The 25,851-nt window shown below is 64.1% G+C and carries 26 protein-coding genes; 23 read left to right on the forward strand and 3 right to left on the reverse strand.

Annotation, left to right across the window (positions count from 1 at the left end):
• The first annotated feature begins 13 nt into the window (after nt 1-13).
• The 13 genes from QK290_RS01275 (at nt 14) to QK290_RS01335 (ending at nt 12,251) form a co-directional block, all read left to right on the forward strand.
• Complete coding sequence (locus QK290_RS01275; protein ID WP_282329071.1) at nt 14-496, forward strand: hypothetical protein; 483 nt, start codon at nt 14-16, stop codon at nt 494-496.
• Between the two features lie 55 nt (nt 497-551).
• Nucleotides 552-827 carry a hypothetical protein gene (locus QK290_RS01280; RefSeq protein ID WP_282329072.1) on the forward strand — a complete coding sequence of 92 codons (276 nt, stop codon included), beginning with the start codon at nt 552-554 and terminating at the stop codon, nt 825-827.
• 81 nt (nt 828-908) lie between these two features.
• Nucleotides 909-1,709, forward strand: a complete 801-nt coding sequence (atpB, locus tag QK290_RS01285; RefSeq protein WP_282328945.1) for a F0F1 ATP synthase subunit A — start codon at nt 909-911, stop codon at nt 1,707-1,709.
• Between the two features lie 79 nt (nt 1,710-1,788).
• Nucleotides 1,789-2,004, forward strand: coding sequence for an ATP synthase F0 subunit C (gene atpE / locus QK290_RS01290; protein ID WP_282328946.1), 216 nt, complete (start codon nt 1,789-1,791; stop codon nt 2,002-2,004).
• 56 nt (nt 2,005-2,060) lie between these two features.
• Nucleotides 2,061-2,618: a F0F1 ATP synthase subunit B gene (locus tag QK290_RS01295; RefSeq protein WP_282328947.1), complete on the forward strand. Its 558-nt coding sequence runs from the start codon at nt 2,061-2,063 to the stop codon at nt 2,616-2,618.
• On the forward strand, nt 2,618-3,445 hold the full coding sequence (locus QK290_RS01300; protein ID WP_282328948.1) for a F0F1 ATP synthase subunit delta: 828 nt from the start codon (nt 2,618-2,620) through the stop codon (nt 3,443-3,445). The genes QK290_RS01295 and QK290_RS01300 overlap by 1 nt, the downstream gene beginning before the upstream one ends.
• Before the next feature lie 83 nt (nt 3,446-3,528).
• A complete protein-coding gene (atpA, locus tag QK290_RS01305) occupies nt 3,529-5,166 on the forward strand; it encodes a F0F1 ATP synthase subunit alpha (RefSeq protein WP_185260921.1) in 1,638 nt (545 codons plus the stop codon).
• A 75-nt stretch (nt 5,167-5,241) separates the two neighbouring features.
• Nucleotides 5,242-6,135, forward strand: coding sequence for a F0F1 ATP synthase subunit gamma (locus tag QK290_RS01310; protein WP_282328949.1), 894 nt, complete (start codon nt 5,242-5,244; stop codon nt 6,133-6,135).
• 75 nt (nt 6,136-6,210) lie between these two features.
• Nucleotides 6,211-7,665, forward strand: a complete 1,455-nt coding sequence (gene atpD, locus QK290_RS01315; RefSeq protein ID WP_185260919.1) for a F0F1 ATP synthase subunit beta — start codon at nt 6,211-6,213, stop codon at nt 7,663-7,665.
• A 1-nt stretch (nt 7,666) separates the two neighbouring features.
• Complete coding sequence (locus QK290_RS01320) at nt 7,667-7,951, forward strand: F0F1 ATP synthase subunit epsilon (RefSeq protein ID WP_056349400.1); 285 nt, start codon at nt 7,667-7,669, stop codon at nt 7,949-7,951.
• Nucleotides 7,952-7,961: 10 nt separating this feature from the next.
• Nucleotides 7,962-8,393, forward strand: a complete 432-nt coding sequence (locus tag QK290_RS01325; RefSeq protein WP_282328950.1) for a DUF2550 domain-containing protein — start codon at nt 7,962-7,964, stop codon at nt 8,391-8,393.
• A 4-nt stretch (nt 8,394-8,397) separates the two neighbouring features.
• The gene (locus QK290_RS01330; protein ID WP_282328951.1) at nt 8,398-9,705 is read left to right on the forward strand and encodes an alpha/beta hydrolase-fold protein; all 1,308 of its coding nucleotides are present in this window, start codon (nt 8,398-8,400) and stop codon (nt 9,703-9,705) included.
• Nucleotides 9,702-12,251 carry a DUF2156 domain-containing protein gene (locus QK290_RS01335; RefSeq protein ID WP_282328952.1) on the forward strand — a complete coding sequence of 850 codons (2,550 nt, stop codon included), beginning with the start codon at nt 9,702-9,704 and terminating at the stop codon, nt 12,249-12,251. Before QK290_RS01330 ends, QK290_RS01335 begins: the two co-directional genes overlap by 4 nt.
• 145 nt (nt 12,252-12,396) lie before the next feature.
• On the opposite strand, the gene QK290_RS01340 is transcribed toward QK290_RS01335, so the two are convergent.
• Together QK290_RS01340 and nucS are read right to left on the reverse strand one after the other, a co-directional pair.
• Nucleotides 12,397-12,600: a cold-shock protein gene (locus QK290_RS01340; protein ID WP_011692441.1), complete on the reverse strand. Its 204-nt coding sequence runs from the start codon at nt 12,598-12,600 to the stop codon at nt 12,397-12,399.
• 315 nt (nt 12,601-12,915) lie between these two features.
• On the reverse strand, nt 12,916-13,611 hold the full coding sequence (nucS, locus tag QK290_RS01345) for an endonuclease NucS (protein ID WP_282328956.1): 696 nt from the start codon (nt 13,609-13,611) through the stop codon (nt 12,916-12,918).
• Between the two features lie 37 nt (nt 13,612-13,648).
• On the opposite strand from nucS, the gene QK290_RS01350 reads away from it, so the two are divergent.
• Complete coding sequence (locus tag QK290_RS01350) at nt 13,649-14,005, forward strand: ATP/GTP-binding protein (protein WP_282328957.1); 357 nt, start codon at nt 13,649-13,651, stop codon at nt 14,003-14,005.
• 95 nt (nt 14,006-14,100) lie between these two features.
• Entirely contained in the window at nt 14,101-14,901 is an 801-nt protein-coding gene (locus QK290_RS01355; RefSeq protein WP_282328958.1) for an alpha/beta fold hydrolase, read from the forward strand.
• 24 nt (nt 14,902-14,925) lie between these two features.
• On the opposite strand, the gene QK290_RS01360 is transcribed toward QK290_RS01355, so the two are convergent.
• Nucleotides 14,926-16,245 (reverse strand): AI-2E family transporter, encoded by a 1,320-nt coding sequence (locus QK290_RS01360; RefSeq protein ID WP_282328959.1) that lies wholly within the window; start codon nt 16,243-16,245, stop codon nt 14,926-14,928.
• A 216-nt stretch (nt 16,246-16,461) separates the two neighbouring features.
• Between QK290_RS01360 and QK290_RS01365 the strand changes: the two genes are divergently transcribed.
• The 8 genes from QK290_RS01365 (at nt 16,462) to QK290_RS01400 (ending at nt 25,820) form a co-directional block, all read left to right on the forward strand.
• A complete protein-coding gene (locus QK290_RS01365; RefSeq protein ID WP_282328960.1) occupies nt 16,462-18,156 on the forward strand; it encodes a hypothetical protein in 1,695 nt (564 codons plus the stop codon).
• Between the two features lie 65 nt (nt 18,157-18,221).
• On the forward strand, nt 18,222-19,229 hold the full coding sequence (locus tag QK290_RS01370) for a tetratricopeptide repeat protein (protein WP_282328961.1): 1,008 nt from the start codon (nt 18,222-18,224) through the stop codon (nt 19,227-19,229).
• Nucleotides 19,229-20,326 (forward strand): NADH:flavin oxidoreductase/NADH oxidase, encoded by a 1,098-nt coding sequence (locus tag QK290_RS01375; protein WP_282328962.1) that lies wholly within the window; start codon nt 19,229-19,231, stop codon nt 20,324-20,326. Before QK290_RS01370 ends, QK290_RS01375 begins: the two co-directional genes overlap by 1 nt.
• Nucleotides 20,327-20,398: 72 nt before the next feature.
• Entirely contained in the window at nt 20,399-21,205 is an 807-nt protein-coding gene (locus QK290_RS01380; RefSeq protein WP_282328963.1) for an ABC transporter ATP-binding protein, read from the forward strand.
• Nucleotides 21,187-22,758 carry a transporter gene (locus tag QK290_RS01385; RefSeq protein WP_282328964.1) on the forward strand — a complete coding sequence of 524 codons (1,572 nt, stop codon included), beginning with the start codon at nt 21,187-21,189 and terminating at the stop codon, nt 22,756-22,758. Before QK290_RS01380 ends, QK290_RS01385 begins: the two co-directional genes overlap by 19 nt.
• A 31-nt stretch (nt 22,759-22,789) precedes the next feature.
• Nucleotides 22,790-23,572, forward strand: a complete 783-nt coding sequence (gene nagB / locus QK290_RS01390; protein WP_282328965.1) for a glucosamine-6-phosphate deaminase — start codon at nt 22,790-22,792, stop codon at nt 23,570-23,572.
• Between the two features lie 122 nt (nt 23,573-23,694).
• On the forward strand, nt 23,695-24,036 hold the full coding sequence (locus QK290_RS01395; protein ID WP_056349372.1) for a DUF3039 domain-containing protein: 342 nt from the start codon (nt 23,695-23,697) through the stop codon (nt 24,034-24,036).
• Nucleotides 24,036-25,820: a DEAD/DEAH box helicase gene (locus QK290_RS01400; RefSeq protein WP_282328966.1), complete on the forward strand. Its 1,785-nt coding sequence runs from the start codon at nt 24,036-24,038 to the stop codon at nt 25,818-25,820. The genes QK290_RS01395 and QK290_RS01400 overlap by 1 nt, the downstream gene beginning before the upstream one ends.
• The last annotated feature ends 31 nt before the right edge of the window (nt 25,821-25,851 follow it).

The following is a 25,851-nucleotide window of genomic DNA, read 5'->3' on the forward strand; positions in this document are numbered from 1 at the left end:
CGATTGGGATCTTGTGACCTCCAACGCCGACTCCGGACATCCGTCCGGCAACGGATCCGCTGGAGTCTCCGGTCCAACCCGTTCCCTCTGGCTCCGCCTCCTCGCACTCAGTTCAGCTGGCGGTGCTGGCGCAGTGATCCTGGCGGGCATCCCGGCTGGGATCCTGAACGGCCCCAGCGGCGTCCTGTCCAGTACTTTGGGCGGCATCCTGGTGATGCTCTTCTTCGCTATCAGTCTTCTGGTGGGCCACTTCATGGGGCGCAACAACCCCTCAGGTGCTATCGGAATGTTCGTGGCCACGTATTTTGTCAAGGTCGTGGGTTTCGCAGTTGTCCTGTTTGTGATCGGAGCGCCTGCCTGGCTTCACGCGCAATGGTTCCTTATTGGTGCCGTTGCCACTGTTGTCTTCTGGCAGGCCGCCGAAATCTATGGCTTCAGCACGGCACGCCTGCAGATTTACAACGACCCCGAGCCCAAGGAGCCGAACGATGTCTGATCGGAAACGACCCGCCGAAAACGGCTCTTCCGCGCCCAAGAACGCTGCTCCCACGATGGGGGTGTCGGCCGAAAACAACGACGGCGGATACAACGCCGGAATGGCCGTCTTTAGCTACATTATTGGCGGAATCATCGTCTGGAGTTTGATAGGGTGGGGTCTGGATAATCTGTGGGGAACCCGCTGGATCGTGCTCGCAGGCGCTCTGCTTGGAGCACTCGGGGGTTTCTATCTTTCCCACATGCATGGCCTTACCAGTTCCAGAACCACGGCCGGTAAGAGCAGAGCAGACAGCGGCCCGTCCGCGGACGGAAACACAAATGCCAAATAATTTCACAGGGGGAGCTGCGGAGCACAAATCCGCGGGTCCTCGACCAACGCCCAATGATGGACACTGCAGAGAGGAAACGCGTTGATCGCGCTTGCGCTCCCGGCCCAAGATTCAGGAGAGTTCAATCCTCCTGGAATTGAAGAAATGCACCTGCCGGCAATCCTGCCGTGGGGGGTGGCTGACGGATTCTCCAAGCAGATGCTGCTCGTAATCCTGTCGGTCGTCATTATCGCCACATTCTTTCTGCTAGCTGCACGGAAGCAGCAGCTTGTTCCCGGCAAGCTCCAGTTCGCTGGTGAAATGGCCTATGGCTTTGTGCGTAACAGCATCGCCAAGGACATTATCGGTGGCAAAGACTTTATGAAGTATGTGCCGCTGTTGTTCAGCCTCTTCTTCTTCATCCTCGTAAACAACATTTACGGCGCCATTCCCGTGATTCAGCTGCCGAGCTTCTCGCACGTCGGCGGCGCCTATGTCCTGGCGGGCATTGTGTACGTCACGTGGATTGGCATCGGCATCAAGAAGAACGGCCTGAAGTACTTCAAGCTGGCCACGGTACCCTCCGGTGTACCGGTCTATATTCTCCCGCTCATCATCCCGATCGAGATCATCTCGAACTTCCTGGTCCGGCCCGTCACGCACAGCCTCCGTCTGTTTGCCACCATGCTGGCCGGCCACCTGATCGTCATGATCGCCGGTTCGGGCATTGAGTTTCTCGTCATGCAGGAGAACATCCTGCTCAAGGGAACCTCACTGCTGGTCATCGCCGGCGCAGTAGCCATGTACATGCTGGAAGCACTGATCATGGCCCTCCAGGCTTATGTCTTCACGCTGCTGACCGCCATCTACATCGAAGGCGCGCTGCACGCGGACAGCCATTAGGCACCCACAAACTTCCCCTCACGGGGATGAAGCAAACCAAACAACCTGCCACACGGGTGGCATCTTGAAAGGAAGAAAAATGGAAGGCTCCATTAACGGCTCCCTCAACCTCATCGGCTACGGTCTCTCCGCAATCGGCGGTGGTATCGGTGTTGGTCTCGTGTTCGCCGCTTACATCAATGGCGTAGCACGTCAGCCGGAAGCCCAGCGCGTCCTGCAGCCGATCGCATTCCTTGGCCTCGCGCTGACTGAAGCCCTCGCCATCCTCGGCCTGGTCTTCGCTTTCGTTCTCTAGTCTGACTTCAGAACCAAGCGAACATCCAGAACCGAGTAGATAAGGACGGGTGAATTATGTATCAAACGATCATCTCAGCCGCCGTGGAAGGCGCCGAGGCGACCAACCCGCTCGTTCCCAACGTCTGGGAAATGGGCGTCGTCTTCGTCGGCTTTGCTGTCCTCATGTACATCGTGGTCAAGTTCGTTGTCCCGATGTTCGAGAAGACGTTTGCAGAGCGTGCCGAGGCCATTGAAGGTGGCATTGCCAAGGCAGAAAAGGCGCAGGCAGAGGCTTCTGCAGCACTCGAAGAGTACAAGCAGCAGCTGACCGATGCCCGTGCCGAGGCCAACCGGATCCGCGAGGAAGCCCGTGCTGAAGGCGCCCAGATCCTTGCGGATCTGAAGGAAAAGGCTGCCTCTGAGTCTGCCCGCATCACGGCCCAGGCACATGTGCAGATCGAATCGGAGCGCCAGGCCGCTGTTGTGTCCCTGCGCTCCGAGGTAGGCACGCTGGCTACCACGCTGGCAGGCCGCATCGTTGGCGAAGCACTCAACGATGACGAGCGTTCCGCCCGTGTGGTTGACCGCTTCCTGGCAGATCTGGAGAACCAGAACGCAGGTGCAGCTAAGTAATGTCAGGTGTATCGAGCGAATCGCTGACCACGGCGCTGACCCAACTGGAAGCAAAACTTCCGTTGGCCTCGCTACAGTTGGCTAAGGAACTCTTCGGAATCCTGGGAACGGTGGACAGCTCGGCTGGCTTGCGCCGCGCCCTGACTGACCCGTCCCGCACCGGTGACGAAAAGTCGGCGCTTGTCAGGCAGCTGGTTGGCGGAAAAGTCTCCGCTGAGGCTGCGGACATCGCGGGCGGACTGGCCAGTTCACGCTGGGCATCGGCCCGAGATATCGGCGATGCACTCGAGACGCTTGCCGCAACGGTGGTTATCGCCGTTGCTGAAAACAAGTCGGCCGTTTCTGCCTCCGGAATCTCTGGGCTGGAAGAGCTGGAGAACGATCTGTTCTCCTTCAACCAGGCCGTTGCCTCCAACCACGAGGTACAACGTGCTCTGTCTGAGCCGCAGGCCAGTGCTGCAGCGAAGACCGGGTTGGCGAGGAAGCTGAATCCCGGCGCAAGCGAGGAAGCAAACGTCCTCATCGCGCAGGCGGTTTCCCAGCCCCGCGGCATCAAGCCGACCCTGTTGGTGGCCCGGTTCGCCGAGCTGGCAGCCAAGCGGCAGCAGCGCTGGATTGCAACGGTCAGCGTCACCCGTCCTTTGACGGAAACGCAGTTCGCCCGCCTCCAGTCAGGGCTTAATTCCCTGTACGGTCGCGAGCTCAAGATCAACCTCACCGTTGATTCTGAACTGATCGGTGGAATCCGCGTCCAGGTGGGTGACGAAGTGCTTGACGCTTCGGTTATCACCCGGCTGGGTCAGCTTCACCGCCAACTGGCCGGTTAGCCGGACAAGCACAACTTAACGAAACGAAACCCCGGTCATCGTGAGCAACGATGATCACGAAAACAGGAGAGCAGGGACTGCAGATGGCCGAATTGACCATCAACGCCGACGACGTCCGTAATGCGTTGAACGAGTTCGCGGCGTCCTACGAACCCGGAAACGCAGAGCGCGTAGAGGTTGGCCGTGTAACAACCGCAGGTGACGGCATCGCCCGTGTTGAGGGCCTTCCCTCGGTCATGGCGAACGAGCTGCTTCGCTTTGAAGACGGCACCCTGGGCCTGGCCCAGAACCTTGACGTCCGCGAGATCGGTGTCATCGTACTCGGTGACTTCACCGGAATCGAAGAGGGCCAGGAAGTCCACCGTACGGGTCAGGTTCTGTCCGTACCGGTAGGCGACGCCTTCCTCGGCCGTGTGGTTGACCCCTTGGGCCAGCCCATCGACGACCTCGGCGAGATAAAGGCCGAAACCACCCGTGCTCTGGAACTACAGGCGCCCGGCGTGACCCAGCGTAAGTCGGTCCACGAGCCGATGCAGACCGGTCTGAAGGCTATCGACGCCATGATCCCGATCGGCCGCGGCCAGCGTCAGCTGATCATCGGTGACCGCCAGACCGGTAAGTCGGCAATCGCTATCGACACCATCATCAACCAGAAGGCCAACTGGGCTTCCGGCGACGTGACCAAGCAAGTGCGTTGCATCTACGTGGCAATCGGTCAGAAGGCATCCACCATTGCGGCTGTCCGTCAGACCCTTGAGGACAACGGCGCTCTGGAATACACCACCATTGTGGCTTCCCCGGCGTCTGACCCCGCAGGCTTCAAGTACCTGGCACCGTACGCCGGTTCGGCCATCGGCCAGCACTGGATGTACGGCGGCAAGCACGTCCTCATCGTGTTTGATGATCTCTCCAAGCAGGCCGAGGCGTACCGTGCAGTGTCACTGCTGCTGCGTCGCCCGCCGGGACGCGAAGCTTACCCGGGCGACGTCTTCTACTTGCACTCCCGCCTGCTGGAGCGTTGTGCCAAGCTCTCTGACGAGCTCGGTGCCGGTTCGATGACCGGCCTGCCACTCATCGAGACCAAGGCAAACGACGTCTCTGCCTACATCCCGACCAACGTGATCTCCATTACCGATGGCCAGATCTTCCTGCAGTCGGACCTCTTCAACGCTAACCAGCGTCCGGCTGTCGACGTGGGTGTCTCTGTGTCCCGCGTTGGTGGTGCTGCACAGGTCAAGTCCATGAAGAAGGTCTCCGGTACTTTGAAGCTGGAATTGGCCCAGTACCGCGACATGCAGGCTTTCGCCATGTTCGCTTCGGACCTTGATGCCGCATCGCGCCAGCAGCTGACCCGTGGTGCCCGCCTGATGGAGCTGCTCAAGCAGGGCCAGTACTCTCCGTTCCCGATCGAGAACCAGGTTGTGTCCATCTGGGCCGGTACCAACGGCTACCTCGACGAGGTTCCGGTTGAGGACATCAACCGCTTTGAGACCGAATTCCTGGAGCACCTCAAGCACAAGTCCTCCATCCTGACCACGCTGGCGCAGACCAACGTTATGGACGATGACACTGCCGAAGCACTGAAGACTGCAATCGTGGCCTTCAAAAAGGGCTTCTTCGGTGAAGGTGACAACCGACTGGTAGGCGCCGGCCACGAGGAGCACGACGCTATCTCCGAAGGTGACGTTGACCAGGAAAAAATCGTCAAGCAGAAGCGCTAGTTTCGCTGGCAGGGACTGCCGGGACCTTTGAGGTTCCGGCAGTCCCGGCCATCGGGATCTTAGGAAAGGAAAAGTATGGGAGCCCAGATTCGGGTCTACCGCCAGAAGATCAGCTCGACCACGTCGATGCGCAAGATCTTCAAGGCGATGGAACTGATCGCTACCTCGCGCATTGGCAAGGCCCGCGCACGCGTAGCGGCTTCACTGCCTTACGCAAACGCGATTACGCGTGCCGTTTCTGCTGTCGCGAGCCAGAGCGAAATCGACCACCCGTTGGTCACCGAACCGGAGCAGATCCGCCGGGCCGCCGTCCTGGTCATCAGTGCTGACCGCGGCCTTGCCGGTTCCTATTCGGCAAGCGTGCTTAAGCAGGCGGTTGGCCTCAACGAACTGCTCCGCGGAGAGGGCAAAGAAGTCAAGACGTATGTGATGGGCCGCAAGGCGCAGGCGTACTTTGACTTCCGCACCCTTCCTTACGAGCGGGTGTGGACCGGCAACACGGATGCGCCCGAGTTTGGAACTGCACGTGAAGTCGGCGCGGCACTGCTTGAAGCCTTCGCGACAGACTATGAAGAGGGTGGCGTGGACGAGATCCATGTCGTTTACACCCGCTTCAAGTCCATGGTGATGCAGGAGCCGACGGTTATCCGTCTGCTTCCGCTCGAGGTTGTTGAAGAGCAGGCGGCGTCCGAGTCGGACCTCCTGCCGCTCTACGAATTCGAGCCGGAGGCGGAACAGGTCCTTGATGCCCTGCTGCCGCGCTACATCGAGTCACGCATTTTTGCCGCCATGTTGCAGGCCGCAGCTTCCGAGCTTGCAGCCCGCCAGCGGGCGATGAAGTCTGCCGGCGACAACGCCACGGACCTTATCAAGAAGTACACGCGTCTGCGCAACACAGCCCGACAGGCTGAAATTACGCAGGAGCTTTCTGAAATCGTTGCCGGTGCCGACGCCTTGAACGCGTCCTAGCCCGGTCCGGTCCAGCTGTACCTGCACTAAAGAACAAACTTAACCCCACGCCATCTACTGAGTGAAGTGAGAGAGATGACTGCCACTGCTACCGAACACGTAGCCGCGACGACCGGTGCTACCGGCCGTATTGCACGTGTTATTGGCCCGGTTGTCGACGTCGAATTCCCGGCTGACGCAATCCCCTCGATTTACAACGCACTCACCACCGAGATTACCCTCAACGGTGAGACCAAGACCATCACGTTCGAGGTTGCCCTGCACCTCGGCGACAACGTGATTCGCGCCATCTCCCTGCAGGCAACCGACGGACTGGTCCGCGGTACCGCTGTGGTGGATACCGGTGCCCCCATCTCCGTGCCCGTCGGCGACGTCGTCAAGGGGCACATCTTCAACGTCCTCGGACAGCCGCTTGACGTGACGGAGGCCGAACTCGAGATCACCGAGCGCTGGCCCATTCACCGCAAGGCCCCGGCCTTTGCGACGCTCGAGGGTTCCACCGAGATGATGGAAACCGGCATCAAGGTCATCGACCTTCTCACCCCGTACATCAAGGGTGGAAAGATCGGCCTGTTCGGCGGCGCCGGCGTGGGCAAGACGGTTCTGATCCAGGAAATGATCACCCGTGTGGCCCGTAACTTCGGTGGTACCTCTGTATTCGCCGGTGTTGGCGAGCGTACCCGTGAAGGTAACGACCTCTGGGTCGAAATGGAAGAGGCGGGCGTCCTCAAGGATACCGCCCTTGTATTCGGCCAGATGGATGAGCCGCCGGGAACGCGTCTGCGCGTTGCACTGTCTGCCCTGACCATGGCGGAGTATTTCCGCGACGTGCAGAACCAGGACGTGCTGCTCTTCATCGACAACATCTTCCGCTTCACGCAGGCAGGCTCCGAGGTTTCCACCCTCCTCGGCCGCATGCCGTCGGCCGTGGGCTACCAGCCCAACCTGGCTGACGAGATGGGCCTCCTCCAGGAGCGCATCACGTCCACCAAGGGCCACTCGATCACTTCGATGCAGGCCATCTACGTTCCCGCAGATGACTACACCGACCCGGCCCCGGCCACGACCTTCGCACACCTCGACGCAACCACGGAACTTTCCCGTGAAATTGCTTCCCGTGGTTTGTACCCGGCCGTTGACCCGCTGACGTCGACGTCCCGCATCCTGGACCCGCAGTACATCGGTCAGGATCACTACAACACGGCTGTCCGTGTGAAGCAGATCCTGCAGAAGAACAAGGAACTCCAGGACATCATCGCCATCCTCGGTGTCGACGAACTGTCGGAAGAGGACAAAATCGTTGTGTCGCGTGCACGCCGTATCCAGCAGTTCCTCTCCCAGAACACCTACACCGCCAAGCAGTTCACCGGCGTCGAGGGCTCTACCGTCACCATCAAGGACACGGTTGAAGGCTTCACTGCCATCTGCGACGGTGAGCTTGACCACATTGCAGAGCAGGCGTTCTTCAACGTCGGCGGCCTGGATGATGTTGAGCGCCAGTGGGCCAAGATCCAGGAACAGACCAAGTAATATGGCTGAGCTTGAGGTTGAGATTGTCGCAGCGGACCACTTCGTGTGGTCCGGAGCGGCCAAGATGGTCAAGGCCCGCACCAGTGATGGTGAGATCGGAATCCTGCCCGGCCACTCGCCCCTGCTGGCGATCCTGGCCGAAGGTGAACTGGCCATTGAGCCGGTTTCCGGGAACCGCATTGCCGTGGCTGTTGACGGCGGATTTTTCTCCGTCGACAACAACCGCGTGGTGATTGTTGCTGACAACGCCCAACTGGGTGACGCGGCTACTGCTGGGATCCGCTAGCACGACCCTGATGGACGCGCCGACTTTTACGTTCATCGCCTTGGCAATCGTTTTCGGATTGCTGATTTTCGCACTGTGCCTTTCGGGGGTGCGCCGCTTCAATCTGCGGCGCGCCCTGGGCACGGTGGACGCCTCCATTTGCATCGCTGGAAACAGCTGGCAGATGGGGGTTTGTCGTTACCAGGACAACGACCTTGAGTGGTTCCGGCTGCTTTCCTTGAGCGTGCGCCCCAAACACAAGTTCAAACGCAGCTCCCTGGAGCTGCTGGGCCGTCGCAAACCAACCGAGGCCGAGGCCGTGAAGGTCCAGCCCGACGTCGTGGTTGTCGAGCTGCGATACGAAGGCCAGGATCTGCGGCTGGCCATGAAATTCGATGCCTACGCGGGGCTGTCCTCATGGCTGGAAGCCGGGCCGGTCATCGGCGTGGGTACCTGGCGCTAGCCACGTGGACTGGTTCGCTGATATCCGGTTGACCGACGGGCCGGTGTACTGGGCCGCCTGGGTCCTTGGTGCCGCCGCCGCACTGTCCCTGATCTGGCGCCCGCGCGCCCTCGGCCGCCGCCGCTGGTTCCTCAGTGTTGCCGCCGCAGTGGCCGCCGCAGCCATCGTGGTGCTCCTGGTCCATTGGGTCCTCATCTATTGGGCCTCAACCTTCCCCGAAGAACTTCCGCTCGACGTCCTGGCGTGGGTTTTTCCCGCTGTGGCCGCCCTCCTGCTGGTGGTGCTCCGGCTTCGCACGGCGTCGTGGCGCCGCCGTGCGCTGGATGCGCTTGCCCTCCTCGCCGTGGTGCTGCTGGCCGCGGTGCAGATCAACGCCTATTTCGGCCTCAACCGGACAGTTGCGGACCTGACGGGAACGGCGCTGAGCCGCATCCCGGCCCTGGAACAGGAGTTAATGCGCCAGCCGAACGGCCCGGCAACATCTCTGGACGGATGGAAACCGGCCACTGAGCTCCCCGCCGATGGCGTTCTCCGCACCGCATCCATTCCAGGAACCGCCTCGGGCCTACAGGCCCGCGACTCCTACATCTACTTCCCACCGGCCTACTTTGCTTCGAACCGTCCCAGCCTTCCGGTGCTGGTTCTGGTGCCCGGACAGCCCGGCGGCCCCGCCGACTGGCTGACCGGCGGGTCGATCAGGGCACGCATGGACACTTTCGCCGCCCGGCACGGGGGAGTGGCGCCCGTTGTTGTGGTGGTTGATCCCAACGGCAGCCAGTCAGCGAACAACCTCTGCATGGACAGCGCCATCGCCAAGGCGGACACGTACCTCTCCGTTGACGTGCCCGGATGGATTTCAGCAATGTTGGACGTGGACGCCGATCACCGGCAATGGGCCATCGGCGGTTTCAGCTTTGGTGCCACGTGTGCAGTTCAGATGGGCACCCGCCACCCGGAGCTGTACACGGGTGTTCTTGCTTTTTCCAGCGAGAGTGAGCCCGCGCTGGCCAAGGAACGCCAGAAAACCGTTGACGCTGCCTTCCATGGCGACACTGCCGCGTTTGATGCCCAGGTGCCGCTGACGCTGTTGAAGGAGCGCAAGTATCCTGGCAGCGTCGCGTACTTCGCGGCGGGGGCCACAGATCCGGAGTTCGTGGCAAATCTGCGGTCCCTTGAGGCAGCCGCGAGGGGCGCAGGTTTTACGGTGGGCTCGGATGTGGTGGCGCACACCGGCCATTCCTGGGACGTCCTGACTCCCGGTTTGGGCAACGGACTTGAGTTGCTGGCCGCACACTGGGGCTGGGCGAAATGAGGGAAGTCGGGGAAACCCGTGCGCCGGCCCTGCTCTGGTCGACGGTCGTGCTTCCGGCTGGCGGAAGAATGTGGGGATATCTGCGGTCCGTGCCGCTGACGCTCAGTATCCTCGGTATTTTCCTGCTGGTCGGTGCCGCGACCGGCAGCTTCCTCAGCGGCCCGCCGGAGGAGCTTCTTTCCGTCGCCGGCGTCAGCGCCCCTGGCCTGAAGGCCGGCAACTGGTGGGTCCTGGTCACGGCACTGTTCTTTGCCACCAATCCGCTGGCCTATCTGGTGGCGTCGCTGATGATCCTGCTGCTGCTTGGCCTGGCCGAGAGGACTCTTGGGCCCCTGCAGACGGCAGCGTATTTCCTCGGTGGCCAGTTTGCGGCTGTCACCGTCTTCCTGCTCGTGACCCAGTTGGCGAGGTACGCGGGAGAAGGCTGGCTGGGGCTGATGGCGGACTACAGCCTGATCGGACCCTACGCCGCTGTCCTGGCGGCTTCGCTCGCCGCGAGCGGCAGGATTGGTCTCCTGTGGCGGCGCCGGTTGCGGACGGCGCTGCTTTCAGTGTCGCTGCTGCTGGTTCTGTACGTGGGGCATGCCGAAACCGTCATCGGCCTGGTAGGTGCCGCGGTGGGTCTTGCAGCCAGCTGGTGGAACCAGGGCGACCACAGCCAGCTGCATCCGCCCCGCTCGAGCGGTAGGGAAACCAGGAACCTCCTTGCCCTGACGGTGGCCGTGTTCGCCGTGGGCCCCATCCTTACCGCTGTTGCCCGGACTCCCACCGGCCCCCTGGCGCTGCTCCGGGACGTGGTGCTGAACCCCATGCCCACACTCGGGCAACTCGAAGCTAATTGTGGAGCAACAGTGGAGGCATCCTGCCTGGAGATGGGGCGGACGGGCTTTGCCGGCCCCTTCGGCCTCGCGCTGGCAGTGGTACCGGTGGTTCTGCTCCTCATTTGTGCTGACGGAATGCGCCGGGGCCGCCGCATGGCTCTGCGCATCACGTTGGCGCTCCAAGTAGCGGTAACGGCGATGGCGGCCGTCTACCTGGCATTGTTTGCGCTGATCCCGCTCTATCCCGCGCGTCCCCATACTGCCGCTATGGGTTCGGGTTTTGTTCACATCCTGCCTTTGGTGATCGTCCCACTGCTGCTGGCAGTCCTGCTCTGGGCCAACCGCCTGCAGTTCCGCGTCGAGACAATCCCGGCCGCCCGCCGTCGGCTCCTAGCGGTGGTAGGCGGCGTCTGGCTCCTGCTGGCCGGGAGCTATGCAGTGGCCTGGTTTGCCGCGGGGGGAATGACGCGCGACGGCGGCCTGCTGGGCTTACTTGCTGAACTTTCCAGGCAGTATCTGCCGGTTCCACTGCCGAATCTTTACCACCGGGTTTTTGCTGAACGGGACGGCCTCGAGGCCCTGATTTTTGCCTACTCCGGACCGGTCTTCTGGCTTGTTGCGTTGGCCGGAGTCTGGTCCGTGCTCCTGGGACGGCACCATGGCAGTGATTCGGGCCACGATGACAGGGCGGCAGCGCGGACGCTGTTGCACGAGGGCGGCGATTCGCTGTCGTGGATGGCTCTCTGGGAACCCAACCGGTACTGGTTTAGCCCGGACGGACGCGGTGCGGTGGCCTACCAGCTGCACGGCAGTGTTGCCCTGACGCTGGCGGGCCCCTTCGGCGCGGCGGATGCCCGCCAGCAGACCGCAGAAGGGTTTCTCTCGTATTGCGGCAACCGCGCGCTCAGCCCGGCGTTCTACTCGTGCGATGACACGCTGTGGCCACTCCTGCAGGACCGGGGGTTCCAGCGAGTGTCCGTGGCGCAGGAGACCAGGCTGTCCGTCCGGCACCTCGAATTTACCGGCAAAGAATGGCAGAACGTCAGGACCGCGCGCAACCGCGCCGCCAAGATGGGCGTCAAAGCCGTTTGGGGTACCTACCACGGGCTTCCCTCCGCTCTCCGTGCCCGGCTCAGCGAAGTGTCGGAGGAATGGGCGGCGGGCAAATCAGTTCCGGAAATGGGATTCACGCTCGGCGGCATGGATGAGCTGATGGACGACGAAGTGCTCTGCTGCCTCGCCGTGGACGGCGAGGGCCACGTGCACGGGGTAACGAGCTGGTTGCCCGTTTACGACGGCGGGACGCTGGTCAGCCGCACGCTGGACGTCATGCGCCGGGGTGCCGACGGGTTCCCCGGGGTGATGGAGTTCCTGATCGCTTCGGCAGTCCTGGAGTTGCGCAAATCCGTGGAGGTGATCTCGCTCTCCGGGTCCCCGCTCGCCAGCCGGCCCGGCGACGAAACGCCGGGGGAGCCGGTGCCGGCAGAGAACCTCGTCCGCATCCTCGATGTGGTGGGCCACGCCCTCGAACCGGTCTACGGGTTCCGGTCCCTGGCTGCTTTCAAATCACGCTTCAAACCTGAGTACCGGGCGCTTTACCTGTATTACCAGGATCCGCTGCAGTTGCCGGCGATCGGACGGGCGCTCACCCGTGCCTATTTGCCCGGCCTTTCGCTGCGGCAGGGGGCACGGCTGGTCCGGGGCCTGGTGGGCCAGGGAAGCTGATCGTCATAGGAGGCGGCCCGAAACTTTTGTGACTGGAGAAGTCACAGTGGCCAAGGTCACGGTGGACAAAGAAAAGAACCCCGGCACGGATGCCGGGGATCTTTTTCGCTGGAAGCCGCGCAGATGGCGGCCACCGGGCGGGGGACTAGACCAGCGTTACGCCGGTAGCCTGGGGGCCCTTGGCACCCTGACCGATTTCGAACTGAACGCGCTGGTTCTCGTCGAGGGTCTTGAAGCCACCGGTCTGGATTTCCGAGTAGTGAACGAAGACATCGCCATCGGAGTCATCCGGGGTGATGAAGCCGAAGCCCTTTTCAGCGTTGAACCACTTGACGGTTCCCTGTGCCATTTATTTCTCCTCATTATGGGACTTGTCTAAGTCCGGCACACCTCGTGCCGGACTCGGTCACTCCGCGAGAAGAATCCTTCAATGCCGTTCCTGGGAACATGCGCTGCAGGAGCTTCGCGCTCGCAACATGTCTTGCGAGCATGAAAAACACCTACACAAAGACTGGTCTAAGAATTTCACGCCGATTCCGTCAGGTCAACGGTCTTAACGGCCAAGACGGCAAATTTAGCCGATAAAACGGATGAATCCCCTTGTCAGGGGCCGAATGCCGGTGCCGGTGCGGACACCCGGCGTCAGAAAGGCGGTTTGCGGGCCTCAGAAAAGCCGGGAATCGCTGTCGTCCACACCGCGCATTGCATCGTAGTCCAGCGTGATGCAGTCGATGCCGCGGTCGTTTGCCAGCACCTTGGCCTGCGGCTTGATTTGCTGGGCAGCGAAGATGCCACGAACCGGGGCCAGCAGCGGGTCCCGGTTCAGGAGTTCAAGGTAGCGGGTGAGCTGTTCCACGCCGTCGATGTCGCCGCGCCGCTTCAGTTCAATGGCCACGGTGGCCCCGCTGGCGTCGCGGGCCAGGATGTCCACGGGGCCGATGGCCGTGAAGTATTCGCGCCGGATGAGTGAAAAGCCTGAGCCGAGGGTCTCAATCTGATCGGCGAGCAGGCGCTGGAGGTCAGCTTCGACGCCGTCCTTGATCAGACCGGGATCCAGCCCAAGGTCGTGGGAGGACTCGTGCAACTGCTCGTGGATATTGATGATCAGGCGGTCATCGGTCTTGGCCGACTGGACGGTCCACTGTTCCGTGACGCCAAGCTCAAGGTCAATGTCCTCCGGCGAGGACACCCGGAGGGTGGCGGGCGGGCTCATCCAGTTCAGTGGCTTATACGAGCCGCCGTCGGAATGAACCAGCACCGAGCCGTCGGCCTTGACCAGCAGGAGCCTGGTGGCCAGGGGGAGATGGGCTTTGAGCCGGCCAACGTAATCAACTGAACATCGGGCTATGACAAGTCGCACGCCGTACACACTACCGGGGCTGGGGCAGAATAGAGGCATGCCGCGTTCCAACCGCCCCCGCCGACCTGCCTCCGGAAGGCCGGGCATAGCTGCCGGAAAGCCGGCCGGCAAGAAGGGCAACAGCGTCGTTCCTGAGCTGGATTTGGAGCGGGCGCGGGCTGGAATCGCCCGGCGGGAAAGCGCGCCCGACGGCGAGTGGATGGTCAGGACGATGACCGCCAGAAACGCGGAAAAGACGTACGTTTGCCCTGGCTGCTCCACCGCTGTTGTCCCCGGCATCGCCCACCTGGTGGTGTGGAAAGATGATCATATTTTCGGTGCTGCGGCAGGGCTGGCCGAGCGCCGGCACTGGCACACAAACTGTTGGCTGTCCCGGACCTACCGTTACCGCTGACTTTGAATAGCCCGGGCGAACGGCGCCCCGTAAAGCCGCGTTACGATCCGGGGCACTGCGACTGGGGGACTCCGGAAGTCGCTAAGCTGGCAGGCATGACTTTTGATCCGGCGTCGTATGAATTCAGCCAGCCAACAGGGCCCGCACCCATCCGCGCGTCAACGGTGCTGCCGGCCCGGCGGGAGAACATCGAGCTACGCACCGAGGATGGCCACATTCTGGTCGGGGAACTGGCGCTGCCCGAGTCCGGCCCGATCACTGCGACGCTGATCACCCTGCATCCGCTTCCAACGCACGGCGGTTTTATGGACTCGCACGTGTACCGCAAGGCGTCTTACCGGCTTCCTGCCCTCGCCGGCGTCGCCGTGCTTCGCTTCAACACGCGCGGGACCGGTTCGCCGCGGGGAACCAGCGCGGGTTCCTTCGAAGAGGGGATCGGCGAGCGGCAGGACGTAGAGGCGGCGGTGCGTTTCGCAGTCGAACGCCAACTGCCCAACCGCTGGCTGGTGGGCTGGTCCTTCGGTACCGAGCTGGCGTTGATGTACGGTGCCGTTGAGCCGGTGGCCAGCCAAATTGAAGGTGCCGTACTGCTGTCGCCGCCGCTGCACCGTGCCACCGACGCCCACCTGCTCCTCTGGGCAGACTCCGCGAAGCCGCTCACCGTGCTCGTTCCGGAGCATGACGACTACCTGCAGCCCGAGGCCGCCGCTGAACGCTTCAGCCTGGTGCCTTTGGCCAGAGTGGTGGGGGTGGATGGCGCCAAGCACCTTTGGGTGGGGGAGAAGTACGCTTCCCGCGTGCTCAATGAAATCGTTGATGATGTGACGGAAGCAGGTTCCGGTCCCGAGGGCCTGCCGCAGGTGTGGAACGGCCCATTGGCTACCTCAGCCGCCTAGCACGCTCGCACTGGTTTCTGTCCGTCAGTGTTTGTCCTGGCGGACGATGTAGATCTCCTTGATCAGGAGCAGGATGGCGGCCGCCGTCGGGATGGCGATGAGTGCGCCCAGGACCCCCAAAAGGCTGCCACCGGCAATCACGGAGATGACGGCAACGGCACCAGGTACGGCCACGGCTTTCTGCATGATGCGGGGCGAGATGAAGTAGGCCTCGAACTGGAGGTAGGCGAAGTAGCAGATGCCGTAGACGGCGGCCGTCTGCCACCCGACCGTCACAGCGATCAGCACAACGACGACGCCGGCGATCATGCCCCCCACCAGGGGGACAAAGGCCAGCAGGGCCACCACGAAGGCCAGCAATAGGGCGAACGGGACACCCACGATGGACATCACGATGAACGCAAACGTGGCATTGAGCAATGCCACGCAGGCCTGCCCGATCACGTAGTTGCCTACGGACCGGGTGATCTCCCCGGAAAGGGCCTCCACCCGGGCCCGGCGTGACCGAGGGGCAAGCCGGTAGCCCCACTTCTTCATGGCCGGAAGGGCTGCCAGGAAATACAGGCTCAGGACCAGGACGATCAACGTGCCGAAGAGGCCGTTGGCCAGGGTGGAACCGAAGCCCACCACGCCGCCGAAGATCCCGCCCATCGCATCGGGGTTTTTGACGAACTTGTCGAGTTCCTCGTTGATGCGGTCTCGCACACCGAACTGGTCGTCCACGGTGCGGAAAAATTCAGAGTCGATGAAGTCCCGTACCCAGGTGGGTGCCTGCACCACGATTTGGGTGACCTGTTCCACGATGGTGGGGATGAGTGTGGCGAAGAACCCGCCCACGGCCATCACCAGGACCAGCACGGCCAGTAGAATGCCGGCCGGGCGGGGAATCCGGCGGTTCTCCAGCCAGCCGACCACAGGTTCCAGGCCGAGGGCAATGAACAGGGCAGCCACGATCCACAGCAGCAGCTGCGTGGTGTTGGAGCCAATCCAGTACACCAGCAGGGCAAGGCCGACGCCGACGGTTCCCATGAAGCCCATATAGAGGGGATGTTGCATCGACATCTGTGGACCCGGAGGGCCGAACTGCTCGGGCCTCCCGGCGGTCTCGTCGACGTCGGTGGCGGCAGATTCTTCCGTGTCGTTGTATTCCGGCGGGAACTCAAACCGGCGCCTGGGCTGGGCGCCCGGCAACGGCTGGCGCAGGCGCCGCGCCAGCTGGCCAAGGGCTGCGGCGGCGGGCCCTCGTCGCTTCGCGCTGGCAGGGACGTCCGGCGAGGATTCCAATGCGTCAGCGGCCGGTTGATTTTCGTGTCCCGTGGAGGACTCTTCCGTCTTGTCAGTCACTGGTTAAGGGGGCCTGTTCCGTGCGTGGCGCCGCGTATGCGGGCCGGTGTGATGATCATCGCAAACACTATCAGCAGCCTTGTCAACAGGAGCGAGGGCGCTCGCCGGGCCGCCTGGGCTGCCCTGTTTCCGGACGCCTCCGGCGCCCAAACGGGGGTTCTGGTAACAAAACGGTTACTATTGAAAGTAAACCCCCGCGAATGATAGGTGTTTCCTTTGCGCTTCAAGACTGCAGTTGCACTCGTGCTGCTCGGCCTCCTGACACTTCTGGCCGGAATCGGCCAAAAGACAATCTGGGCTCCCTCCGATACCTTCACGGCTTCCGTCCCGGCAGATGCCGCGGAGGCTCCACTGACCGTCATCGACCAGAACCTGCGCACCGCGCAGGGCGGAACGGTGAAGATCAAAATCGAAGGCGACGGCAACTTCCTGCTCGTCGTCGGCCGGCCTGACGACGTGGATGCCTGGGTGGGCCCGACGGTCCACAACACCATCATGGGGGTTTCCGAGGACAACAAATCCCTGCAGGTTGAGCACACCGATGGCGACGCAACGGCGCCGAATCCGTCCGGATCCGATCTCTGGGTTTCCACTGAGAACTCGAGCGGTGAGCTGGAGTACTCGTGGACGCCGCCGGCCGACGGCGAATGGTCACTGCTGCTGGCGTCCGATGGCACCAAGCCCGCACCCTCGTCGATCTCAATGACGTTCCCGAACGACACCTCCACCCCGTGGGCCGTCCCGCTCATGGTGATTGGCGGCCTGCTGATCCTGGCCGGCGTCGCCCTGCTGGTCGTGTCCGCCCGCAAGCGCGACGGTGACGGCAAGGGCAGCCTGTTCGCCCGGCGTGCCCGGGCCAAGGCTGAGGCGAAGTCCACGGCACGGCTCGGCATGGTTTCCGGCGGCATGTTCACCGCCGCAGTGACCGCCCTTGTTATGGCCGGAACGGGTGTTGCTGCGAACGCGGCCACCACACCCGCCCCGCCACCCGCCACCGGATCTGCGGCACCGGAGGCCGCCCAGACGGCCGCGCCGGTCCTCCTGGATGCCCAGTTCCGCAGAATCCTGGAGCAGGTCTCCAGCGCCGCCGACGCCGGCGATGCGGCCAAGGACGCAGCCAAGCTTGCAGAGCGGGTCGCGGGGACGGAGCTTGAGGTCCGTACCCAGAACTACAAGATCCGATCCCAGGTGGGCACCTATGAAGCCCGGATGCCTGTCCGTTCCACCAAGCTCCTCACTACCGTGGTCACCAGCGACCGGACCTGGCCCCGTTCTGTCCTTGCGGTCACACAGGGCGAAGGCAACGTTGTCCCGCAGCTCCTCACCCTGGTCCAGCCTTCGCCCCGGGAGAACTACAAGCTCACCGAGACCACCCCGCTGCAGCCGGGGACCACGTTCCCCGCCATCGGCAGGGAAGGCACCGATACCCTGGCCGCCAATGACAAATCAGGCCTGCTCTACAGCGGCGAAGAGGCCCTGGCCGGGCTGGCCGACCGCCTGAGCAACGCAGAGTCGAGTTTCAAGGACAAGCTGGTGGAGGGCGCTTCTTCGCCTTACATCGCCGACACGCTTTCTTACCAGGCCGAGGTAGTGAAGTCGGGAGAAAACGGCAACTTCTCCTTTACTCACAAGGTGGTGCCGGAAAGCACTGTGGTGTTCCGGACGGCTGACGGCGGAGCGCTGGTGCTGGGCCGGATCGACTTCGCCTTTGATGGCACGCCAAAGGCCTCCGGTGACAAGCTCACCATCGGCGACGACGCCGCGGCGCTCGCCGGCGGCAAGGAGACCACCTCCGGCATGGTGCTGAACTTTGCTGAATCAATGGCTGTCTACGTCCCGCCGGCAGGTTCGACGGATCCCATCAAGCTGGTGGCCGCGACGCGCGGGCTGGTAGGCGCAAGCTTCAAGTAGGCGCGAAGGGTCCAGTCCCTGAAGCAGTACCCCCGGCAGCGGCCGGAGTGGCTAGAGTGGAAAGCATGAGTTCGCCAGCTTCCCGCCCAGTCCCTCCAGCCGCTGCCAGCCTGCTTAACCTGCGTGGCGCCGTCGACCTTTCAGCCCTGAAACAGCGCCAGGCACCTCCCGCCGCTCCCGGAAATCCACCTGTTTCCGGCGACACAGGCGCCACCCCCGAGGCAGGTGCCGGAGCGCCCGACGGCGGCGCGGCGCCGCTGCGGGTCACTGTCACCGAGGGCAATTTCCAGGAGCTCGTGGAGCTTTCCGCCCAGGTGCCGGTGGTCTTCGCGCTGTGGGCGGCGTATTCGCCGGAATCCGCCGCGATGCTCGACTCGCTGGAGCGGGTCATCAACGGTTACGGCGGTCGCCTCGTTTTGGGGGCGGCGGACATTGAAGCCTTCCCGCAACTGGCACAGGCATTCCAGGTCGAGGCCGTCCCTACCGCCGTCGCCGTGCTCAAGGGCCAACCTGTACCGCTGTTCCAGGGTGGCGCCGAGGAAGCCCAGATCCGGCCCCTCCTGGATGAACTGCTCAAAGTGGCGGCCGCCAACGGCGTCACGGGCAGCCTCGGCGGGGGCGGTACGCCGCCGGAAACCGAATCGGCACCCCTCCCGCCGCTGCACCAGGCCGCCTTCGACGCCATCGAGGCAGGCGACTACGAGGCAGCAGCGGTAGCCTACCGCCAGGCCCTGCTGGAAATGCCCGCGGACGCCGAGGCCAAGGCCGGGCTGGCCCAGGTGGAGCTGATGGCCCGGCTCCAGCCGCTGTCCGCCGAGGACTCGGAAGCATTGCGTATCGTCGCCGCCAACGAGCCAGACAACCTGGACGCCCAGCTGGGCGTGGCGGACCTGGATGTGTCCGGCGGCCATGTGGAGGACGCGCTGAACCGCATGGTCAGCTTCATCGGCAGGAACTTCGGTCCGGAACGGGAGACCGCCCGGGTACGGCTCCTGGAGCTCTTTGACGTGGTAGGCACCTCCGATCCCCGCGTTGCCAAGGCGCGCCAAGGACTCGCCAGGGTCCTGTTCTAATGCCGGCCCTGTTCCAGCCGCTCAAGCTCCGTTCCCTGATCCTCACGCACCGCGGCTGGGTCTCACCGATGTGTCAGTACAGCTGCGGTCCCGACGGCGCCCCGGGGGTTCCCAACGACTGGCACCTGATGCATCTGGGCTCCTTCGCCGCGGGCGGCGCCGCCTTGATCCTCACCGAAGCCGCGGCCGTCAACCCCGAAGGGCGCATCAGCCCGCGGGATGCCGGGCTGTACAACGACGAACAGGCTGAGGCCTGGCAACGGATCACGTCCTTTGTGCACCGCCACGGTGCCGCGGAAGCGAAGATCGGTGCCCAGCTTGCGCACGCCGGCCGGAAAGCGTCCACCTACTGGCCGTTCGCCGGGCAGCGGGGGAGCGTCCCGGATTCCGACGGCGGCTGGCCCACGGTGGGACCTACAGGGCTTGCCTTCGATGGCTACGCCGAACCCGTCGCGATGACCGAGGCGCAGATCCATGACGTTATTGCCGATTTCGTGGCCGCCGCGGTGCGGGCGGTTGACGCCGGCTTCGACACTCTGGAAATCCATGGCGCGCACGGCTACCTCCTGCATCAGTTCCAAAGCCCGCTGATCAACACCCGGACCGATTCCTGGGGCGGGGACGAGGCTGGCCGCAACCGGCTGATGCTCGCCGTCGTAGATGCTGTCCGCAACGTCATCCCCGAAACAATGCCCTTGCTCCTCAGGATTTCAGCCACCGACTGGGCGCCGGGCGGCGTCGATGCCCAGGCTTCGGTCCGGCTTGCCGCCCAGGCGGCGGAGCGCGGGGTGGACCTCATTGACGTCTCCAGCGGGGGAGCCGTGGCCCATCAGGACATCAAGCCGGGCCCGGGCTACCAGACGGAGTTCTCTGCGCGCATCCGCCGGGAGGCCAGCGTCCCCACGGGCACCGTGGGGCTGCTGACCTCCGCGGGCCAGGCGGAGCATGCGGTGGCCACAGGGCAGGCCGACGGCGTGTTTATTGCCCGGGCCGCGCTCCGGGATCCGCACTGGTGGCTCCGGGCGGCTTTTGAACTTGGGCATGACCTCCCCTGGGCGCCACAGTACGAACGAGCACTGCCGCGGCATTCGTTCTAGGCTTGCCTACGCCTTTGGCCCTACTCCTGCGGGTGGACCCGGTCGACAGGGCCCTGGGTCTAGGCTGGCGTTATGACTGCTCCGCATCCTGGTCCCCACTCTGATCCGGTGGGGCATACCGGGCCCGTTCCTGCCTTGTCTATCCGCGGCCTCGCCAAGCGTTTCGGCGGAAAAATCGCCGTGGACGGTATCAGCCTCGACGTCCCGGCGGGTTCGTTCTTTGGCATCGTGGGCCCCAACGGCGCCGGCAAGACCACCACCCTGTCGATGGCCACCGGCCTGTTGAGGCCTGACTTCGGCACGGCAGTGGTCCATGGCGTGGATGTCTGGGCACGGCCGCTGGAGGCCAAGAAGCTGATGGGCATCCTCCCTGACGGCGTGCGCCTCTTTGACCGGCTCACCGGCGAACAGCTGGTCACCTACTCGGGGTTGCTGCGTGGCATGGACAAGGATGTGGTCGCAGTCCGGGTGGGCGAACTGCTGGAGGCCCTTGACCTGGCGCCGGACGCCGGGAATCTGGTGGTGGACTATTCGGCCGGCATGACCAAGAAGATTGCGCTCGCCTCGGCGCTGATCCATGCACCGAGGCTGCTGGTGCTCGACGAACCCTTCGAATCTGTAGATCCGGTCTCGGCGTCGAATATCCGTGGCATCCTGGACCGCTACGTCGGCTCCGGCGGGACGGTGATCGTCTCGAGCCACGTGATGGACCTGGTTCAGCGCATGTGCGACCACGTCGCCGTCGTTGCGGCAGGCCGGCTGCTCGCTGCCGGCACCGTGGACGAGGTCCGCGGAGGGGAGTCCCTGGAGGACAGGTTCGTGCAGCTGGTGGGCGGACGCAACCACACGGAAGGCCTGGAATGGTTGGGCACCTTCTGAGGCTAAAGCTGACCCTGCTCCGCAACGGTCTCCGGCGCAGTCCCTGGCAACTGGTGGGCATGGCCTTCGGCGGGCTGTATGCCCTGGGGCTGGTGGGGGCACTTGTGGTGGCACTGGTCCTCTTGCGCCGCGCCGACCCGGAACTGGCCCAGACAGTCGTGGTGCTCGGCGGTTCGGCGGCCCTCCTGGGCTGGGGCATCGTCCCCGTGGCCGCATCCGCTGTGGACATGACCCTGGACCCTTCACGTTTCACCACCTCCGCCATTCCCATGCGGCAGCTCCTGACGGGGCTGGCCCTTGGCGGTCTGATTGGCATTCCCGGCATCGCCACGGCGCTCGTGGCACTCGCCACCGTGTGGACCTGGGCCCGCGGTCCCCTTCCGGCCGTTGCCGCCCTGGTGGGTGCCGCCGTCGGCGTCCTGAGCTGCATCGTGCTCTCCCGGGTGGTGACTACGGCAACCGCAAGCCTCGCGGCGTCGCGCCGGTTCAAGGATGCCAGCGCCATCGTGTTTATGGTTCCGCTGGTCCTGATGGGTCCGATCGTCGCAGGGGTGGGCCGGGGTGTTTCCGCCTCCACAGGCTTCCTGCCGGAGCTGGCCGGCACGCTGTCCTGGACGCCCCTGGGGGCGGTGTGGTCCCTCGGTGGCGATGTCGCCGCCGGACGGCCGGTCGAGGCCGCGGTTAAACTCCTCGTCGCCCTTGCCACCCTCGCCGGCCTTGCGTGGTGCTGGAAGCTGCTCCTGGAGCGGGCCCTGGTTAATCCGCCGTACGCCGGAAGCGGGAGCCGCAAGGGCGGAAAGCTGGGGCTGCTTGGCCTAATGCCGGCCACACCCGCCGGTGCCGTGACGGCGAGGGCGCTGATTTACTGGCTGCGCGATCCCCGGTACGCAGGTTCCCTGGTGGTGGTCCCGCTGCTGCCCATCCTGCTGGTGTTCCAGGGCAGCCGAACCGGAGACTACGGGACCCTGGCCTTCGCGGCGCCGCTGGCGGCGTTCTTGCTGGCCTGGTCCATCTCGGCGGATGTCTCCTACGACAACACAGCTTTTGCCCTGCATCTGGCAACTGGGGTGAAGGGGGCCGACGACCGCCTTGGACGGGCGCTCGCCTGCCTCGCCTTCGCTCTGCCGGTGGTATTGATTTTTGCCGTGGGCCAGTGCTTCTTCACGGGCAGCTGGGACGCCCTGCCGGGCCAGCTGGGCCTGAGCCTGGGCATCCTGTTTACGGGCCTGGGGCTGTCGTCCGTGGTGTCGGCCCGCTACACCGTCACGGTCCCGTTGCCCGGCGACAGCCCGTTCAAGAAGCCTCCGGGCAACGTGGGCCAGACCATGGCCGTGCAGTTTGCCGGCATGGGGATCCTGGGACTGCTGCTTCTGCCGGAGATCGTCCTGCGGATAGCCCAGCTTGTTACCGGGAATGTCCTCTTCGGATGGGCCAACCTTGCAGTGGGCCTGTTCCTGGGGCTTGGCCTTTTTGTGGCCGGAGTAAGGTTGGGCGGAAAATGGCTTGACGCCCGTGGGCCTGAGCTGCTGGCCCAGCTGACCATCAACCGCTGATTTCCGTACAGCACCAGAAAGGCGGCCGGACATGGAAGTCGTCATCCTTCCAGGCAGCAAACAGATCGGCATGCTGGCCGCTGACACGATTGAGGCCCTGCTGCGGCGCAAACGCAATGCCGTCCTGGGCCTGGCCACAGGGTCCTCACCGCTTCCGGCCTACGATGAGCTGGCGGCGCGGCACCAGCGGGACGGGCTGGATTTCAGCCAAGTCCGGGCCTTTGCCCTGGACGAATATGTGGGCCTGGTGCACGGGCACCCGGAGTCCTACCGGGAGGTTATCCGGCGGGAATTCACCAGCCGGGTGAACATCTCCGAAAGCAACGTCCACACGCCCGACGGCTCGGCAGTCGATCTTCCTGCCGCCTGCCGGGGCTACGAAGAAGCCATGCGGGCAGCCGGTGGCATAGACCTGCAGCTCCTGGGCGTCGGCACGGACGGCCACATCGGCTTCAACGAGCCTGGCTCGTCTTTCGCATCCCGGACCCGCATCAAAACGCTGATCGAGCAGACCCGCCGCGACAACGCCCGGTTCTTCACTAGCCTGGCAGAGGTGCCGCACCACGTGGTGACCCAGGGTCTGGGCACCATCCTCGAGGCACGGCACGTTGTCCTCATCGCTACCGGGGCGCAGAAGGCGCCGGCGGTCCGCGACTTCGTGGAAGGACCCGTTGCCTCCATCTGCCCGGCTTCGGTCCTCCAGTTCCATCCGCATGCCACCATCCTGGTGGATGAGGCCGCGGCGTCGTCGCTTAAGCTCGCCGACTTCTACCGGCACACGTACGATCACAAACCTGACTGGCAGGAGCTGTAATTCCGGCCACACGCTGCGGGCGGGCGGGTCCCGGCGTTGCGCGGAACCGGCGGCGCCGAACGGCGCGGTGAGTGCAAAACGGTCCTCCCGCCGTCGAACGTCCGCCCTCCCGGGACGCTAAGATGGATGCCATGACTAGCATGACGGACCCTCTCGAGAACGACCCGATGCGCGAGCTTTCCGGGGCTGGAACGTCCACGGCAACCATCGAGCGCGAAGAGTTGCGCCAGGAAGTGGAGCCCGGTGACCGGGAACGCTTCTCGCACTATGTGCGCAAGGAAAAAATCATGGAATCCGCACTGACGGGTGATCCTGTCATTGCCCTCTGCGGCAAAGTGTGGACGCCGGGCCGGGATCCGCAGAAGTTCCCGGTGTGCCCCATGTGCAAAGAGGTTTATGATGGCCTCCGCCCGGGCAATGACGGCGGCAAGGGTCCCGGAGGGGACTCGGGCAATAACAAGTAGTGACGGAGACGCTCTTTGGCGGCCCCACCCTGCCACCGGCTTATCCGGAACGCGCAGCCTGGGGAACCGCTCAAAAACTCCGTGCCTGGCAGCAGCAAGCCCTTGACCTCTACTTCAGGACCGATCCCCGCGACTTCCTGGCCGTAGCAACTCCCGGGGCCGGCAAAACCACCTTCGCGTTGCGCGTGGCCTCCATGCTCATCGAATCCGGGGCGGTCAACCGGGTCACCATTGTGGCGCCCACGGACCACCTGAAACGGCAGTGGGCCGACGCCGCGGCCAAGGTGGGCATCGCCATCGACCCCAACTTCAAGAACTCCGATGGCCAGCACGGCCGTGGTTTTGTTGGCGTGGCTGTCACGTACGCCCAGGTGGCGAGCAAGCCCATGCTGCACCGGGCCAAGACCGAGGCCGCCCGCACTCTGGTGATCCTTGATGAGATCCACCACGGCGGCGAAGCCCTGTCCTGGGGCGATGGCCTCCGCGAAGCGTTTGACCCTGCGGCACGGCGGCTCTCCCTGACCGGGACGCCGTTCCGCTCCGACACGTCGCCCATCCCGTTTGTTGAATACGCCCAGGACAAGGACGGCATCCGGCGCTCGAAAGCTGACTACACGTACGGCTACGGCAACGCCCTGCGTGACCACGTGGTGCGCCCGGTCATGTTCATGGCCTACTCGGGCCAGATGCGGTGGCGCACCAGTGCCGGCGAGGAGATGGCGGCTTCCCTCGGCGAGTCCTCGGTCACCAAGGACATCACGTCGCAGGCGTGGCGGACGGCGCTGAACCCGGCCGGGGAATGGATTCCGGCTGTCCTGGCGGGGGCGGACAAACGGCTCAGCGAAGTGCGCCGCACGGTTCCGGACGCCGGCGGGCTGGTCATTGCCACGGACCACGACGACGCCAGGGCCTACGCCGGGCAGCTGAAACGGATCACCGGCGAATCGCCCACCGTGATTCTTTCCGACGACGCCAAGGCCTCCAGCAAGATCGAGGAATTCACCGTGAGCGAGAAGCGGTGGATGGTTGCCGTCCGGATGGTGTCAGAAGGTGTGGACGTGCCCCGGCTGTCCGTCGGCGTCTATGCGACATCCACTTCCACGCCGCTGTTCTTTGCCCAGGCGGTGGGCCGCTTTGTGCGTGCCCGGAAACGCGGCGAAACCGCTTCGGTCTTCCTGCCGTCTGTGCCGACGCTGATGGCCCTGGCCAACTCGATGGAGGCCGAACGCGACCACGCGCTGGACCGACCCGAGAAAGAGGACAGCGACGGCCTGTTCAATCCCGAGGACTCGCTGATGGAAGAGGCCAACCGGGAGGACAAGGCGTCCGACAGCCTCACCAAGGGCACGTTCGAGGCCCTCGACTCGCAGGCGTCCTTCGACCGGGTGTTGTTCGACGGCGGCGAGTTCGGCACCGGGGGAGAGGTGGGCTCGGAGGACGAACTGGACTTCCTGGGCATCCCCGGGCTGCTGGACGCCGAACAGGTGGGGACGCTGCTGCGGCAGCGCCAACACGAACAGCTCAACCGCAAAAACAGGCGCGCACCGGCAGCCGAGCCGGCCGCCGCGGCTCCGGCCATACCGGACCACCGGATGCTGATGGACCTGCGCAACGAGCTGGCCAAAAACGTGGCGGCCTGGTCGGCGCGGACCGGAACCCCCCACGGTGTGGTGCACACGAAGCTGCGGACGGTTTGTGGCGGCCCGCCGGTGGCGCAGGCGAACGAGGAGCAGCTCCAGTCTAGGCTGCGCAAGCTCCAGGACTGGTTCATCGGCCGGAAATAGCGGCCCGGGGCACAGCATGGCCCGGTGCTCT

Origin of the sequence: Pseudarthrobacter sp. AL07 (genome assembly GCF_029960665.1) — a bacterium.
Classification (GTDB): domain Bacteria; phylum Actinomycetota; class Actinomycetes; order Actinomycetales; family Micrococcaceae; genus Arthrobacter.